14 protein-coding genes are annotated in these 15,145 nt (G+C 71.3%); 11 read left to right on the plus strand and 3 right to left on the minus strand.

Annotated features, from left to right (window positions below; genetic code table 11):
- The first annotated feature begins 175 nt into the window (after positions 1-175).
- From ACIBSV_RS08160 to ACIBSV_RS08185, 6 genes are all read left to right on the plus strand, one after another.
- On the plus strand, positions 176-1,432 hold the full coding sequence (locus ACIBSV_RS08160) for an MFS transporter (RefSeq protein WP_395860469.1): 1,257 nt from the start codon (positions 176-178) through the stop codon (positions 1,430-1,432).
- Between the two features lie 65 nt (positions 1,433-1,497).
- Positions 1,498-1,947, plus strand: coding sequence for a MarR family winged helix-turn-helix transcriptional regulator (locus ACIBSV_RS08165; RefSeq protein WP_395860471.1), 450 nt, complete (start codon positions 1,498-1,500; stop codon positions 1,945-1,947).
- A gap of 290 nt (positions 1,948-2,237) precedes the next feature.
- Positions 2,238-3,689 carry a DUF4331 domain-containing protein gene (locus ACIBSV_RS08170; protein WP_395860473.1) on the plus strand — a complete coding sequence of 484 codons (1,452 nt, stop codon included), beginning with the start codon at positions 2,238-2,240 and terminating at the stop codon, positions 3,687-3,689.
- A gap of 3 nt (positions 3,690-3,692) precedes the next feature.
- A complete protein-coding gene (locus ACIBSV_RS08175) occupies positions 3,693-4,991 on the plus strand; it encodes a tetratricopeptide repeat protein (protein ID WP_395860475.1) in 1,299 nt (432 codons plus the stop codon).
- Positions 4,988-6,574 (plus strand): nickel/cobalt transporter, encoded by a 1,587-nt coding sequence (locus ACIBSV_RS08180; protein WP_395860477.1) that lies wholly within the window; start codon positions 4,988-4,990, stop codon positions 6,572-6,574. The genes ACIBSV_RS08175 and ACIBSV_RS08180 overlap by 4 nt, the downstream gene beginning before the upstream one ends.
- 85 nt (positions 6,575-6,659) lie before the next feature.
- Positions 6,660-7,043: a hypothetical protein gene (locus tag ACIBSV_RS08185; RefSeq protein WP_395860480.1), complete on the plus strand. Its 384-nt coding sequence runs from the start codon at positions 6,660-6,662 to the stop codon at positions 7,041-7,043.
- Between the two features lie 210 nt (positions 7,044-7,253).
- On the opposite strand, the gene ACIBSV_RS08190 is transcribed toward ACIBSV_RS08185, so the two are convergent.
- A complete protein-coding gene (locus ACIBSV_RS08190; protein ID WP_395860482.1) occupies positions 7,254-7,790 on the minus strand; it encodes a TetR/AcrR family transcriptional regulator in 537 nt (178 codons plus the stop codon).
- Positions 7,791-7,975: 185 nt separating this feature from the next.
- Between ACIBSV_RS08190 and ACIBSV_RS08195 the strand changes: the two genes are divergently transcribed.
- The gene (locus ACIBSV_RS08195) at positions 7,976-9,175 is read left to right on the plus strand and encodes a trypsin-like serine peptidase (protein ID WP_395860484.1); all 1,200 of its coding nucleotides are present in this window, start codon (positions 7,976-7,978) and stop codon (positions 9,173-9,175) included.
- A 292-nt stretch (positions 9,176-9,467) separates the two neighbouring features.
- Here ACIBSV_RS08195 and ACIBSV_RS08200 read toward each other — a convergent pair whose 3' ends face one another.
- Positions 9,468-9,764: a hypothetical protein gene (locus ACIBSV_RS08200; protein WP_395860486.1), complete on the minus strand. Its 297-nt coding sequence runs from the start codon at positions 9,762-9,764 to the stop codon at positions 9,468-9,470.
- A 297-nt stretch (positions 9,765-10,061) separates the two neighbouring features.
- Here ACIBSV_RS08200 and ACIBSV_RS08205 point away from each other — a divergent pair, with 297 nt between their 5' ends.
- Entirely contained in the window at positions 10,062-10,634 is a 573-nt protein-coding gene (locus ACIBSV_RS08205; RefSeq protein ID WP_395860487.1) for a TetR/AcrR family transcriptional regulator, read from the plus strand.
- Positions 10,635-10,741: 107 nt separating this feature from the next.
- Positions 10,742-11,917 (plus strand): GDSL-type esterase/lipase family protein, encoded by a 1,176-nt coding sequence (locus tag ACIBSV_RS08210; protein ID WP_395860973.1) that lies wholly within the window; start codon positions 10,742-10,744, stop codon positions 11,915-11,917.
- A gap of 84 nt (positions 11,918-12,001) precedes the next feature.
- Here the strand turns inward: ACIBSV_RS08210 and ACIBSV_RS08215 are convergent, their stop codons facing one another.
- The gene (locus ACIBSV_RS08215; RefSeq protein WP_395860489.1) at positions 12,002-13,330 is read right to left on the minus strand and encodes an aspartate aminotransferase family protein; all 1,329 of its coding nucleotides are present in this window, start codon (positions 13,328-13,330) and stop codon (positions 12,002-12,004) included.
- 99 nt (positions 13,331-13,429) lie between these two features.
- Here ACIBSV_RS08215 and ACIBSV_RS08220 point away from each other — a divergent pair, with 99 nt between their 5' ends.
- Both ACIBSV_RS08220 and ACIBSV_RS08225 read left to right on the plus strand, forming a co-directional pair.
- Entirely contained in the window at positions 13,430-14,368 is a 939-nt protein-coding gene (locus ACIBSV_RS08220; protein ID WP_395860491.1) for a LysR family transcriptional regulator, read from the plus strand.
- A 158-nt stretch (positions 14,369-14,526) separates the two neighbouring features.
- A complete protein-coding gene (locus ACIBSV_RS08225) occupies positions 14,527-14,967 on the plus strand; it encodes a hypothetical protein (RefSeq protein WP_395860492.1) in 441 nt (146 codons plus the stop codon).
- Positions 14,968-15,145 lie beyond the last annotated feature (178 nt).

Raw genomic sequence — 15,145 nt, forward strand, 5'->3', positions numbered from 1 at the left:
CGGGTCACGCCGATCCCCCTCCCTTTTGCGCGGAGCCATGTCCTGCGTGCCCGCACAACCACCCGATGTCCGCACGATCATCAGGAAGACAACGCATGAACCCGCAAACCACCGGCGGCACCGTCCCCCGGGACGTTTTCCCGACCCCCGCGCACCGGTCGATCGGGGTGACCCGATGACCGCCGTCGATGTCGGCGTCGACATCGCCGTCGACAGGCCCGAGACACCCACCCCCGCCCCTCGGGACAACGAGCGTGTGCCCTTGCGCAGGTGGCTCGCCGTCGCGGCGATGGCGGTCGGCACCTTCGCCCTGGTCACCGTCGAATCCCTGCCCGTGGGGCTGCTTCCCTTCATCGGCTCGTCGCTGCACGTCTCGGAGGGCACCGCCGGGCTGATGGTGACGGTCCCCGGCCTGGTCGCCTCCGCCACGGCGCCGCTGCTGCCGGTGGCGATCCGCCACCTGGACCGGCGGATCGTGCTGCTCGGTCTGATCGTCCTGATGGTGGCCGCCAACGTCCTGTCCGCGCTCGCCCCCAACTTCGCGATCCTGCTCGCCGCACGCTTTCTCGTCGGGATCAGCATCGGCGGGTTCTGGGCCCTCGCGGCCGGGCTCGCCGTGCGCCTGGTCCCGGAGCGGTCCGTTCCCCGAGCGGTCGCCATCGTCTTCGGCGGCGCCACGGCTGCCAACGTGCTCGGTGTACCGGCCGGAACGCTGATCGGCGGGCTCGGCGACTGGCGGATCGCGTTCGTCGCCGTCGCCGGGCTCGGGGTGATCGTCCTCGTGGCCCTGTTCGTCCTGTTGCCCCCGTTGCCGGCCGGCCAGGCCGTGCAACTAAGGACACTGGCACGGGAGTTCCGCAATCCGGTGGTGCGGGCGGGCGTCCTGGCCACGTTCCTGCTGGTGAGCGGCCACTTTGCCGCGTTCACCTTCGTCAGCCCCGTACTACAGGACGTGTCGGGAATCGACGAGGGCATGGTCGGCCCGCTGCTGCTGGGCTTCGGTGCCGCGGGCATCGCCGGCAACTTCCTCGCGGGTGCCGCCTCGGCCCGCGACGTCCGGGTGACCATCGTCACCATCAGCGTCGTACTGACCGCCGTCCTGGCGATCTTCCCTCTCGTCGGCCGCACCCCGATCGGCGGCACGGCCCTGATGATCGTCTGGGGACTGGCCTTCGGCGGTGTGCCGGTCGGCGTACAGACCTGGATCCTCAAGTCGGCACCGGAGTCGACCGAGGCGGCCACCGCGCTGAACACGTCCGTGTTCAACCTGGCCATCGCGCTCGGCGCCCTGTTCGGCGGCATCGTCGCCAACAATGTCGCGCTGACCGCCGTGCTGACCACCGGCGCCGTCCTCGCGCTCCCCACGACCCTGGCGATGTGGCGCGCCGGCGGGGGCACCCACCGGGGTCGAGACGTCACGGCCCCTCGGTGAGCGGCCCCCGCGCCGTCGCCGGGCCGGGCACGCCGTCGACCGGCACATACCGAAACGGAGCCGCCATGGACGAGACACTCGCCAATCAGCCCGCCGGGTACTGGACCGGCGCGGCACACACCGCGGTCATCGCCTTCATCAACGCCGAACACGCGAAGCTCGGCCTGAGCCAACGGCACTGGATGACGCTGAACCGGCTCGCCGCCGACGAGGGCGGTCTGACCCGCGAAGCCCTGACCGAGGCGCTGCGCGAGTACATGACACCCCAGGTCGGCGATGTGTCCACCTACGCCACGATCGTCGACGACCTGCTCGATCGCGGCTGGATCACACCCGGCCACGACGGCCGACTCACCCTCACCGCCGCCGGCCGCACGGGCCGAGCCCGTCTCGCGGCGATCGCGCCCCGGGTCCGGGAGCGAATCCACGCCGGCATCCCGGACGAGGACTACGCCCTGACCGTGCAAGTACTGCGCCGCATGATCGCCAACGTGCACGAGCGGATCGGGACATGACGAAACGGACGACGAATGCGGATGCGGAGACCTCCATGACGAAAAACCGCTGACCCGCACCGGACGGGCCCGCGCACGGCGTACGTGCGCGGGCCCGTCCGCGTGTGCGCCCGAACGCCTCTCGTCGATACGCATGCCACCGGGTCGTCGGTGGAACCCGGCGCGAACCTCGGCCGGGGACAAGGCTGTTACACCTCCGCGGCAATCGTGGGCAAACCGCGGGTCGGGCGACACCGAATCAGAGGTGCCACGGCAGGCCATGCCGTGCGATGCCGAGGGGGAACCCCGCCATGAACCACCACATACACCGCCATCGGTCCGCCGCGGCGCTGGTCGCGGTCGGCGCGCTGCTCGCGGCGGGCAGCGTCGCGCTCACCGACGCCGCTCCGGCCACGGCGTCCAGCCATCGCGAGGCACCGCTGATCGCGGCCGGTCCGCAACTGGACAACACCGACGTGTACGCGTTCGTGAGCCCCGACCGTCCGGACACCGTGACGCTGGTGGCCAACGTCGTCCCGTTCCAGGAGCCCAACGGCGGCCCCAACTTCCATCCGTTCGCCACCGACGCGCGTTACGAGATCAACATCGACTCGGACGGCGACGGCAAGCCGGACGTCACCTACCGCTGGACGTTCCGCGACGAGGACCGGCGCGGCAACGACACCTTCCTGTACAACAACGGGCCGGTCACCTCGCTGGACGACGAGAACCTGCTGTTCCGGCAGCGGTACACACTCCAGGAGATCCGCGGCACGAACGCGCGGACGCTGCTGGACCAGGGACGCGTGGCGCCCTCGCGGGTGGGTGCCGCGTCGATGCCGGACTACAGGGGCCTGCGCGACGCCGCGCTGCACGATCTTCCGGGCGGTGGGCGGGTGTTCGCGGGACAGACCGAGGACCCGTTCTTCCTGGACCTGCGGGTTTTCGACCTGCTGTACGGCGGCAACCTCAAGGAGGTCGGGCAGGACACGGTTGCCGGGTACAACGTGAACACATTGGTACTCCAAGTCCCCAAGACGGCACTGGCGTTGCGCAACGACCCCGGGCGCAACCCGGTCGTGGGGGTGTGGAGCACGACGTCGCGGCGCGGCATGAACGTGGTGGTGGCCGACGGCAAGGACCGTGACTGGGGCCGGTACGTACAGGTGTCGCGGTTGGGCAATCCGCTGGTGAACGAGGTCGTGATGCCCGCCGGGCTGAAGAACCGGTTCAACGCGCTGACCCCGGACCAGGACCGGACCGTACCCGAGCTCGTCGACCGGGTGAACCGGCCCGAGGTGCCCGGGCTGATCGAGAAGATCTACGGGATCAAGGCCCCGCAGGGCCCGCGCGCGGACCTGGTGGAGATCTTCCTGACCGGCATCGCGAAGGCGACCAACGGTCCCATCCAGGTCGACCTGAACTCGCAACTGCTGAACAAGGACGTGGATCCGAAGACGTTCGTGCCGGCGGAGGAGATGCGGCTGAACATGTCGATCCCGCCCACCGCGAAGCCGAACCGACTCGGGGTGCTCGGTGGCGACTTGGCCGGGTTCCCCAATGGGCGTCGGCTGACCGACGACGTCGTGGACATCGAACTCCAGGCGCTGGAGGGGGCCGTGGTCACCGGCCGGCCGGTGCCGGCGCTCGCGCGCGGGGACATGGTGGACGCCGGGAACCGGCCGTTCGCGGCGACGTTCCCCTATGTCGCGCTGCCGGAGTACTGGCCGGTGAACCGTGCCGTCGACGCGCCGAGCGGGTGAATCGTGCCGACGCTGCGAGTGTGGGGCGCGGGTGCGGTGGCGGGGATCGTACTGATCGCGGCTCCCGTCGCCGTGCGCTCACTGGACACCGACCGGGGAAGCCAGGCTTCCCCGGTCGGGGCGCGGGCGGCGTCACCGGCCGACCCGATCGCCGCCGCGCAGGCGCGGTTGCGTGAAGTGCCGGACGACGCAGCGGCGTTGGCCGCGCTGGGTGGGGCGTACGTGGAGCGGGCCCGGGTCACCGGCGACGCGTCGTTGTACGTCCGGGCGGGCCAGGCGTTGGATCGGGCGCTGGCGTTGTCCGGGCCCGGGACGCCGACGCGGGTGACCGCGCTGGTGGCGTCCGCGGCGCTGGCGAACGCCCGCCACGACTTCGCCGCCGGGAAGGAGTCGGCGGTCCGGGCGATCGAGGCCGATCCGTACCACGCGCCCGCGTACGGGGCGCTGGCCGACGCCGCCACCCAACTCGGCGACACCGAGGGCGCCACCGAGGCGATCCAGCACATGCTCGACCTGCGCCCGTCGGTGGCCGCGTTCACCCGCGCCTCCTACGACCTGGAACTGCGTGGCGACGTGGAGGGCGCGCGCACCGCGCTCGATCGGGCGCTCGACGGCGCGTTCACTCGGGACGAGGTCGCGTACTGCCGGTTGTGGCAGGGCGAACTGGCGCGCCGTTACGGGGATCCCGCCGGGGCACTCGGCTCCTACGAGGCGGGGCTGCGGACGGCGCCGGGCGATCCGGCCTTGCGTGCGGGGCGGGCCGCGGCGTTGGCCGACGTGGGACGCGTGGACGAGGCGCTCGCCGAGTACGACCGGGTGATCGCGTCCGCGCCGATCGCCCAATACCTGATCCGCTACGGCGAGTTGGCCGAGCGGGCCGGAAGGGCGGAGCTCGCCCGCGAGCAGTTCCGGCTCGTGGCGGCCCAGTTCGCGGTGCAGGAGGCGCAGGGCGCGACGGACGACGTGGCCCGGGCGGTGTTCGAGGCCGACCACGGCGATCCGGCCGAGGCGGTCGGGCGCGCCGAGGCGGAGCGGGCCCGCCGAGGTTCGGTGCACACGGCGGACGCGCTGGCCTGGGCGCTGTATCGGGCGGGGCGCGCCGACGCGGCGCTGCCCTACGCGACGGAGGCCACGGCGGGTGGGTGGCGTGATCCGGACGTACTGGCCCACGCGGCGGCGATCCGCGCTGCCGCGTCGATGGATGCGGGGAAGGCGGCGGACGCGGGGAACGCCGGCGGTACGGCCGGCGCCGGTCGTACGGGGACCTCGGCGGCCTCCGGGACCTCGGGAGGCGGGCGATGAGGGCGCGGTGGGCGGTTGCCGGGTGTGCGGCCCTGTTGGTCGCCATGGGTGTGCTCGTCGGGGTAGCGCCCGGGGCGTCGGCGCACCCGTTGGGGAACATCAGCGTCAATCAGGCCCACCTGTTGACGCTGCGTCCCGATCGGGTGGAGGACCTCGCGCTCGTGGACGAGGCGGAGATTCCCACGCTCCAGGAGGCGGGACGGCGCGACCTCGACCACGACGGACACGTCTCGGCCGCCGAGTTGCAGGCCCACGCGGACGCCGAATGTCCGCGTCTGGCCGACGGGTTGCGGCTGTGGATCGACGGGCGGCCGGCTGCGGCCTGGACGGTGCTGCGGGCGGGCGCCGAGCTGGTGCCGGGCGCCGCGGGCCTGTCGACCACGCGCACGGAGTGTCGGTTGGGCGCAGTGGCCGATCTGTCCCGCCCCGCCAGGGTCTCCGTGCGGAACGACAACCATCCGGGCCGGGCCGGGTGGCACGAGGTCACCGCCTCCGGCGAGGGTGTCGCGCTGGGCACCTCCCCGGTGCCCCGGACCAGCACGAGTGGCGGACTGCGTTCCTACCCGGTGGACTTGCTCTCCTCCCCGCCGGATGTGCGCGGCGCGGACCTGCGGGTGCGTCCCGGCACGGATGCACCCGTGCCGGGCGTGCGGCGATCGACGCCGAACCTGATCGAAGGGGCGTACGCGGGTGTGCAACGTCGCTTCGACGCGGTGCTGGGCGCGGACCACCTGACCGTGGGGGCGGGCGTTGCCGCGGTCCTGCTGGCACTCGTACTGGGCGGCTCGCACGCGGCCCTGCCCGGGCACGGCAAGACGATCATGGCGATGTACCTGGCCACGCGTGGTGCGGACGGGCGTCGTCAGGGAGTGCGCGACGCGGTGACGGTGGGGGCCGCGGTGACCTTGACACACACGGCCGGGGTGCTGGTGGTCGGGACGTTGTTGAGCGTGTCGACGTCGCTGACCGGCGAGCGAGTGTTGATGTGGCTCGGGGCTGCGAGCGGGCTGCTCGTGGCGGGCATCGGGGTGTGGCTGCTGCGCGCGGCGGTATTCGCGCTGCGGGCGGGTCGGGCCGGGGGCGATCGCGCGGTCGTGCACGCGTACCGCGGACACGGACACGCCCGTGGGCACTCCCACGCGCATTCCCACTCCCACACACGTGCGCACGCCCACGCCCACGCGCATTCGCATTCCCGCGACCAAACGACCGTCGCCGACGCCCACACCCACACCCACGCCCACGCCCACGCCCCAGCCGATCCGACCGTTCGCGGTACGCGCCCCGGGCGCGGTGTCCTGATCGGCATGGGTGTCGTCGGCGGCCTGGTGCCCAGCCCGTCCGCGCTGGTCGTCCTGTTGGGCGCCGTCGCGCTCGGGCGCACCGTGTTCGGCGTCCTGCTCGTGCTGGCCTACGGACTGGGCATGGCCGCCGTGTTGACCGCCGCCGGCCTGGTCCTGGTCCGCCTGCGACCCACGTCCCGGCACCTGCGGGGTTCGTGGTGGTCGCGATATCTCCCGCTCGCCACCGCCGTGTCCGTGATCGCGGTCGGCGTGGTGTTCACCGTTCGCGCGGTGGGCTGAGGCCCATCGCCGTATGTCGACGCACACATGAGGAAGGGAGTCGGTCCCGATGACGACGAGGGTGAGGACCCCGATGAGGACGAGGATGCGGGCGACGACGGGCACGGCGCTCGCGGTGGCCGCGCTGTGGGCCTGCGCCGCCGGGTGCACGGGGTCGGGCAAGGACAAGAATCCCGAGCGTGCCTCGTTCGAGGCCGCGCCCACGACGGCGACGTGCCAGGAGCACCAGCGGTCGCGACCCGGACCGGAGTACACGTCGCAGGAGGAGGGCGACACCGCGAAGGTCCTGAACGTGCTGGAGCACTACACGGCGAACGGGCGCAAGCCTTACTGCGACGGCAAACCCGCGACGGCGACCGACCTCGCGTGGGCGCGGTTGTACGTCGACATGGGCGCGGACGCGGCTTATCTGTCCGGCGAACTCGGCGGCGGAGGCGTGCCGGACGAGGACCCGACACCGTCGCCGTGACGGTCGGTCCGAGTCGGCCCGGCCCGTCGCCCGGGCCCAACCGCGGCACCCGGGCCGATCGGCCCGGGTGCCGCGGGCTGCGACGTTCACGTCCGGTCCGGCGGGCCGGATGGCACCGTCGCTCGACGTGCACGCGGCGCCGAGGCGCCCTCGCGGACGGCGCGAACGACCCGGCCCGAGCGCGTGAGCCGCGCGGCTCGACCGTGCGGATCAGCGCACGAGCAGCCGCAGCAGCGCCTCCCGCAGGTCGTCGCGGCGGCCGGCGACGAGTTCCTCGAGGGTGATGTCGAAGACCATCGCGACGAGCAGGTGCGCCATCGGCTCCGGTGGATCCCAGCCCAGGGCCACGAGTTCGGGCAGGACCAGGGCCCTGGTGCGGGCGTTGCGTTCGCGGGTCTCCTCGAAGAGATCGGGGTCCGTACGGGCCTGGACCAGCAGTGCACGGGTACCGGTGGTCGCCAGGCCGGCGTCCAGGTAGCCGTGCACGCCGGCCACCAGGCGTTCGCGGCCCGGCGCGAGGCCCTCCACCTCGGCCAGGACGCGCTCCTCCAGGCCGCCGTGGTACCTGCGGTGCAGTGCCACGAGGTAGCCGCGGCGATCCTTGAAATGTTGGTAGAAGCTGCCCTTCGCCATGCCCGCCGTCTCCACCACGGCGTTCACCGACATCCTGGACAACCCGCGTGCGTCCGCGACTTCGAGTCCCGCCCGCAACAACGCCTCACGGCCCGGTCCCGCCGGTCGTGCCATCGATCACCTCTGTTGGAGAGTCAAACCACTTGGTGGTCTTGACAGTTGCGCCCCGGATGAACACCTTATGACCGACCGACCGGTCATGAACAGGTTCGATCGCGACGGGCTTCCGCTCCGACCCCCGCTCCCCCGAGGCAACGGCCCTTGTGGCCTTGCCCTTTCGAGAGGACATGGACCACTCCATGCACGTACGACGCACGTTACGAGGCAAGATCGCCACGGTGGTGGGCGTGCTCGCCCTCACCGCCGCGGTGCTGACCGCGACGCCCGCGGCGCACGCCGACGCCGGCGCCCCGGTCGAACTGCCGCGCCTGGTCGCCGCCGACCCCGTCAACCACGCGGCGATGCTCCAGGCCGAGGTCGGCTACTGGAATCTGGCGCGGATCGCCAAGTACGGCCTCAACTCGGACGGCGCCGAAGCGTTCCCGCCGCCGGGCGGCTGGGACGACCTGAGCAGACCGTGGACCGGCCAGGGCAAGATTTCCCGGACCACCGGCAAGCTCCTGATGGTGTATCGCAATTCCTTCGACGGCGCACTCGTGCCCTCGGCGTGTTCCGCGAACGTGATCACCAGTGCCAACCGCAGTACCATCGTCACCGCGGGCCACTGCTTCAAGGTGACGGCCAACCTCCGTGCGGGACTGGGCGACGACGTGATCACCAACGCGGTGTTCATCCCCGCCTTCAACGGCGCGAACGTACCCCGCTTCACCGGCACCGACGAGAGCAACGCGCCCATGCCCGGCAACGACGTCGCGCCCTACGGCGTCTGGGGCGTCACCCGTGCCTGGATCACCCCCACCTGGGACGCCGACAGCACCTTCCGGTCCGGCGGTGACGTCGCGATGGCGACCGTCGAACGCCCGGGCGACCCCACGCCGATCCAACAGATCACCGGCGGCCAGAACATCGCCTTCGGCGTGGCCGCCAACCCGCTCTCGCTCCACCAGTTCGGCTATCCGACCGACAACACCCGCAACTGGTACTGGACCAGGAACAGCGACGGCACCACGTCCGCCGACTTCGGCGTCGCCCCCTCACTGCGACGCGGTTTCGACGGCCGGTCCCTGATGTACGCCCGCGGCACGACCATCGACGACTCGACGATCAACCTGGCCCACGACATGGCCTCGGCGATGTCCCCCGGCTCCAGCGGCGGCCCCTGGCTGATGAACTTCGACCCCGCCACCGGCACCGGCACCCAGATCGCGGTCACCTCCCGCTTCACCAACGCCACGGGCAGTTCGCCCTGGTGGGAGGCAGCCTGGGCCATCGTCCACGGCGGCACCCCCAACTGGGCCTACGGCCCCTACCTGATGTCCAACGGCTTCGGCGACCTCACCCAGGCGATGTACAACACGGTCCGGAACACCACCCCCTGACCCCCCGGTTCCGCACCCGCCCATGAGCCGACGGCCTGACCGAACCGGCCCGAAAGCACACCGGTGCGCCCCCGCCCGCAGGCGAGGGCGCACCGGCCCCCACTCGACACCACCCCCGCCCCGGCACCTCGCCGCCGGACCCGGCCGGCTCGTGCGTGGTGTGCGCCCGCGGCCCGGTGATGGTCGCAACCTCCCGCGAGGCCGGGAGATCCGGGAGAATCGAACCTTGTCACCGTTGCCCCCGGCAGCCCGGTGATCTCGACAAGCCCGGAAGGACCGTTCGGCAGACGGTCTACGGGGTCACCACGGTGAATACCGGGTAGATCCGCGGCTGCACGTCCGGAACGCCGAGGTCGCGCAGGATCGGGATGATGATCTCGCTGAACCGCTCGAACGCTTCCTCGGACTCCCACACGTCGGCGACGAACCAGCCTTCGGGGGTGGCGGCGGAGGTGTGCGAGATCAGGCCCGGCACCGGCCAGTCCGCGGGCTTCTCGACCGGGCCGCGACCGCCGGTCACCTTGTCCGCACTCGCCTCGTACATCGCTTGGGTCATACCGGGCATTTCGAGAATCACGACGATCGCCATGTCGGCCTCCGCTGCTGGATGTTGTCGGGGTGCCGGATCAGTCGACCAGCACGGTCGACCCATCCGCGCGTCGAGCTACGCCGAATGGCCGACCGCCGCCGGCCGGGGCCGGCGACCGCCCATCCGTCCCGGTCCGGACCGCGAGGTCTCCGAGGCCGACGAACCGCCGACGTCCGTGATCGCTCCCCTGGATGTGTCGCGAACCGGCGAACCAAGACACACGCCAGATTGCCTAATGCAATTAGGCATGCGCATAATCCTCTAAGGCAGGATTGGCGGAGGACTCGGAGAGTGGGCATGACACGAGTGGGGCTGACCACGGAGCGTCTGGTCCGGGCGGGGGCGGAGCTGGCCGACGAGATCGGCTTCGAGCAGGCGACCCCCGCCGAGCTCGCCCGTCGGTTCGGCGTCAAGACCGCGAGCCTGTACTCGCACGTCAGGAACGCCCATGACCTCAAGACCAGGATCGCCCTGCTCGCCCTGGAGGAACTCGCCGACCTCGTCTCCACCGCGGTGGCCGGACGGGCCGGCAAGGACGCACTGATCGCGTTCGCGAACGTCTACCGCGACTACGCCCTCGCGCACCCGGGCCGCTTCGAGGCCGCCCGGTTCCGGCTCGACCCGGAGACCGCGGCCGCCGGTGCCGGCGTCCGGCACGCGCAGATGATGCGGGCGATCCTGCGCGGATACGACCTGGCCGAACCCCGGCAGACCCACGCGGTGCGGCTGTTGGGCAGCGTCTTCAGCGGTTACGTCGGGCTGGAGAGCGCGGGCGGCTTCGGTCACAGCGCCCCCGACTCGCAGGAGAGCTGGACCGAGATCCTCAACGCGCTCGACGTGCTGCTGCGCACCTGGCCCGCCGACTCCTGAGCGACCCGCCTCATCCACCGACCCCACCGCCGGGCGACGCCCTGATCGGAGAGACCGCGGAAATGGGCACCGAGGAAACGAGCACCGAGCAGATGAGCACCGAACGCATCCACACCGAGGACGACTGGACCACCACCCCCATCACCGCCGAACTCCTGCGCGGCGCACTCGACGTGGAGCACACCGAACGCGGCGTCCTGCCCCACCGGCTGCCCGCACGCGCCCGGGAGCAGATCCCCGACGACCAGCTCGCCATGGCGCAGTCGCAGCCCTCCGGCGTACGACTGGCCCTGCGCACCCGGGCCACCGCCGTCGAACTGGACGTCGTGGCCGGCAAACGGGTCTACGTCGGAGCGCCGCCGCGCCCGGACGGGGTGTACGAGCTGCTGGTCGACGGGCGGCTCGCGGGTCGGGCCGGCACGACCGACGGCGACACACTCACCATCGACCCGGTCTCCGGAACCACACAGACCCGAACCGGCCCGGTGCGGACACTGCGCTTCACCGGGCTGCCGGGCGACGAGAAGGACGTCGAGATCTGGCTGCCGCACGACGAGACCACCCTGCTGGTGGCCCTGCGTACCAACGCCCCCGTACACCTGCCACCGGCCGGCGACCGCAAGGTCTGGCTGCACCACGGCAGTTCGATCAGTCACGGCTCCAACGCCCGGACCCCGACCGGGACCTGGCCCGCCCGAGCGGCGGCTCTGGGCAAGGTGGAGTTGATCAATCTGGGCTTCGGCGGCAGCGCCCTGCTCGACCCGTTCACCGCCCGCGCCATGCGCGACACCGAGGCGGACCTGATCAGCGTCAAGGTCGGCATCAACATCGTCAACACCGACGCGATGCGGTTGCGTGCCTTCGGTCCGGCCATCCACGGTTTCCTCGACACGATCCGTGAAGGGCATCCCACCACCCCACTGCTGGTGGTCTCGCCGATCCATTGCCCCATCCACGAGAACACCCCGGGACCCAGCGCCGCGGACTTCGGCGCGATGAGTGAGGGGCGTCTGCGCTTCGTCGCCACCGGCGATCCCGCGCAGACCGCCGCCGGGAAGCTGACCCTCACCGTGATCCGGGACGAGTTGGCCCGGATCGTTCGGCAGCGCGCGGCCGCCGACCCGAACCTGCACTACCTGGACGGCCTCGAGCTCTACGGCGAGGCGGACCACGCCGAACTGCCGCTGCCCGACGACCTGCACCCGGACTCGGCCACCCACCTGCGCATCGGCGAACGCTTCGCCCGCCTCGCCCTCGGTGCGTTCGCCGGCCCGGCCGGCTGACGAACTCCCCTTTGCGCAACCCTCGTTCGACCGGCGTCGAACGGCACGCCGCGGTTCGTCGGTGGGCGCGCGGAGTCGGTGTGCTCAGCGCGTGGCGCAGGCGTCGCCGATCGCCTCGTCCAGGATCGTCAGGCCGAGCGCGAGTTCGTCCTCGGTCGCCGTCAGCGCAGGCGCGATCCGGAAGACCCCGCCCATGCCCGGGAGCTGCACGATGTTCATGTGCAGGCCCAGTTCCAGGCAGCGCCGGGTGACCCGCGCGCCCAACGCGTCCGAACTTTGTTTCGTCTCGCGGTCGACGACGAGTTCGAGCCCGGCCAGCAGGCCCCGGCCGCGGATGTCACCGACGACCGGATGGCGCGCGGCGATGTCCGTCAGGCCCTGCCGCAGGAACGCGCCGAGCGTTCGCGCGCGCTCGTCGAGCCGGTCGGCGATCAGCACGTCCAGCACGGTGTTGCCGACCGCCGCCGGCAGCGGGTCGGCGACATGCGTGGTGAAGAACAGGAACCCGCGGTCGTACGCCTCCTGCTCGATCTCGGCACTGGTGACCACGGCGGCGAGCGGCAGTCCCGCGCCGAGCGTCTTGGACAGCGTGAGGATGTCGGGGACGACGCCGTCGCGCTCGAACGCGTACCAGGACCCGGTGCGGCACAGGCCGGTCTGGGCCTCGTCGAGGATCAACAACATGCCGCGTTCCCGGCACTTGTCCCGCAGGGCCGCGAAGTACCCGGGTGGCGGCTCGATGATGCCGCCCGAGCTGAGGATGGGTTCGACCAGGCACGCGGCCAGGCTGCCGGTCGACTGCGCGTCGATCAGGTCGAAGGCCACGTGCAACTGACGGCGCCAGTCCAGTGCGCCGTCGGCCGTGGTGAAGTCGGGCCGGTACGCGTTCGGAACCGGGATGGCGAAGTTCCCGGGTGCGCCGGGGCCGTAGCCCTTGCGGCCCGCGCTGTAGGTGGCGGACGCGGCGGCCTGGGTCATGCCGTGCCAGGATCGGGCGAACGAGACGATCTCGTACCTGCCGGTGACGAGCTTGGCCATCCGGATCGCGGCTTCGTTCGACTCGGCGCCGGTCGTCAGCAGCAGCGCCTTCTCCAGCGGCGCGGGCAACGTGGCGGCCAGCCGGCGGGCGAGGTCGACCACCGGGCGGCTGAGCATGCCGCTGTAGAGGTGGTCCAGGGTCGCCACCTGGCGCCGGACGGTCGCGACGATCTCCGGGTGCGAATGGCCCAGGATCGCGCTCATCTGGCCGGAGGTGAAGTCCAGGATCTTCCGGCCGTCCGCGGTGAAGACGAAGCTCCCGGCGGCGTGGTCGATGATCTCGCGGGTGAACTCGCCGCCGTAGCGGACGAGGTGGCGCCGGGCGTCGGCCCAGAAGGTTTCGGTGGACGGCGGGGTGGTGCTCGAAGCAGCCATGTCCACGACCGTAGGTCGCGTTCGAGCGACACGTCCATCTCACGATTCCGGCCGTGCTGTTCGGTAAAACCGCACAAGGATGCCGACAATGAGGGCGTGATGAACCCTTGGAGACTGCGCCTGCTGAGCCGGCTGGACACGCTGGGCACCATCCGGGCGGTCGCCCAGGCCACCAACCTGAGCCCGTCCAGCGTGTCCCAGCAGCTCGCCGTGCTGGAGGCGGAGACGCGCACCCAACTGCTGGAACGCACCGGACGGCGGGTGCGGCTGACCTCGGCCGGGCTGATCCTCGCGCGGCGGGCGCAGGCGATCCTCGATCACATGGACGGCGTCGAGGCCGAGTTGCGCGGGTTCGGCGAGGAGCCCGCCGGGCTGGTGCGGTTGGGGGCGTTCCAGAGCGCGATCCACACCATGGCGGTGCCGGCGGTGACCCGTCTGGCGCGCGAGCATCCGCACCTGGATGTCGAACTGCTGGAGTTGGAGCCGCACGCGAGCATGCCCGCGCTGCGAAATGGTGACGCGGACATCATCATCACGACCACGGACTTCGACGAACTGCCCCTGGGGCCGGATCTCGACCTCGTGCCGCTGGCCACCGACCCGGTCCTGCTGGTGGTCCCGCCCGAGCATCCCGCGGCCGGCCGCGGGGCGGTGGACCTCGCGGCCTACGCGGACGAGCCGTGGGCGTTCGACATCCCGCAGTCGTACATGGCGAACCTCGCCTTGCGCCTGTGTCGGCAGGCGAGGTTCGAGCCGCGCGTGGTGTGCCGGTTCAGCAACTACATGATGACGTTGCAGCACGTCGAGGCCGGGCTGTCGATCGCGTTGTTGCCCGGGTTGGCGGTCGACCGCCGCTATCGCGTCGCCACCAGGGAACTCGCGAATCCCCAGACGCGCACGATCACGGCGGCGATCCGCCGCGGCTCACCGCCTCGTGCGGCGGTGCGCGCCGTCCTGGACGCGCTGCGCCGCGACCCGAGCCTGCCGGTGTCGGGACGGGAGAGTGACGATTCGGCCGACCGTGACTCAAAGTCATAGCCCGCAGACTCTGTGTGTAACGCAGATCACGGCGACATCCACCCTCAATGGTCGATGGGCCGCTCGTTCTCGTGCCAGGATGTGCCATGTGAGATGTGCAATGTCACACCTCATAAGGCTACGCCCGACGTCGGGCGTCACGACAACGGAGGTTTCCCATGAAGTGCATCCAGGCCATCGCAGCGCTGGGCATAGCCGGCACGAGCATCCTCGCCGCCGCGCCGATCGCGACCGCCGATCCCGTTCCGCCCTCCGTGACCTGCACGTACGGCCTCCAGTCCGGCCTCGCGACCAAGGTCTGCGCAGAGGTCACCGGCGAGAACGTGCGACTCTTCGGCCAGGTCGGCCTGGCGGGGCCTCCGTCGCCGGGCAGTCCGCTGCCGCAGCCGAAGCCGCTGATCCTGCAGCTGTCCGGCAACGTCGCCGGCGTCTCGCTCGGTGCGGTGACCCAGAACGCGATCTTCCAGAGCACCACGATCCAGGTCTCCGGCGTGAGCGGCAGCGTCGGCTGCGGTTCGACCGTCCACGGCAGCTTCGCCGTGGCGTCCTACCAGTGGCCGTCGAACCCGGTCACCATCGATCTGGACATCCCCTGCTGACGTCACCCCCGGCCGTGAATATCACGGAACGATAACGGGTTCGGACCGGAAGTTCTCTCGTTGTTCAGCCGATCGACGGCCGTTCGTGGATGGCCGATCCCCGGCTCGTTGCATGGTGGTTGCGCACACTCTCGCGCGGCGGCCGCAACGACAGGCAACTCGGGCCGCACGTCGGGGA

It is taken from the genome of Embleya sp. NPDC050154 (genome assembly GCF_044460165.1).
GTDB lineage: Bacteria > Actinomycetota > Actinomycetes > Streptomycetales > Streptomycetaceae > Embleya.

What these genes read in the sequence shown, in the direction of transcription:
- ACIBSV_RS08160 (WP_395860469.1), top strand. Translation starts at nt 176, where the DNA reads ATGACCGCCGTCGATGTCGGCGTCGACATCGCCGTCGACAGGCCCGAG.
- ACIBSV_RS08165 (WP_395860471.1), top strand. Translation starts at nt 1,498, where the DNA reads ATGGACGAGACACTCGCCAATCAGCCCGCCGGGTACTGGACCGGCGCG.
- ACIBSV_RS08170 (WP_395860473.1), top strand. Translation starts at nt 2,238, where the DNA reads ATGAACCACCACATACACCGCCATCGGTCCGCCGCGGCGCTGGTCGCG.
- ACIBSV_RS08180 (WP_395860477.1), top strand. Translation starts at nt 4,988, where the DNA reads ATGAGGGCGCGGTGGGCGGTTGCCGGGTGTGCGGCCCTGTTGGTCGCC.
- ACIBSV_RS08185 (WP_395860480.1), top strand. Translation starts at nt 6,660, where the DNA reads ATGCGGGCGACGACGGGCACGGCGCTCGCGGTGGCCGCGCTGTGGGCC.
- ACIBSV_RS08190 (WP_395860482.1), bottom strand. Translation starts at nt 7,790, where the DNA reads ATGGCACGACCGGCGGGACCGGGCCGTGAGGCGTTGTTGCGGGCGGGA.
- ACIBSV_RS08195 (WP_395860484.1), top strand. Translation starts at nt 7,976, where the DNA reads ATGCACGTACGACGCACGTTACGAGGCAAGATCGCCACGGTGGTGGGC.
- ACIBSV_RS08200 (WP_395860486.1), bottom strand. Translation starts at nt 9,764, where the DNA reads ATGGCGATCGTCGTGATTCTCGAAATGCCCGGTATGACCCAAGCGATG.
- ACIBSV_RS08205 (WP_395860487.1), top strand. Translation starts at nt 10,062, where the DNA reads ATGACACGAGTGGGGCTGACCACGGAGCGTCTGGTCCGGGCGGGGGCG.
- ACIBSV_RS08215 (WP_395860489.1), bottom strand. Translation starts at nt 13,330, where the DNA reads ATGGCTGCTTCGAGCACCACCCCGCCGTCCACCGAAACCTTCTGGGCC.
- ACIBSV_RS08220 (WP_395860491.1), top strand. Translation starts at nt 13,430, where the DNA reads ATGAACCCTTGGAGACTGCGCCTGCTGAGCCGGCTGGACACGCTGGGC.
- ACIBSV_RS08225 (WP_395860492.1), top strand. Translation starts at nt 14,527, where the DNA reads ATGAAGTGCATCCAGGCCATCGCAGCGCTGGGCATAGCCGGCACGAGC.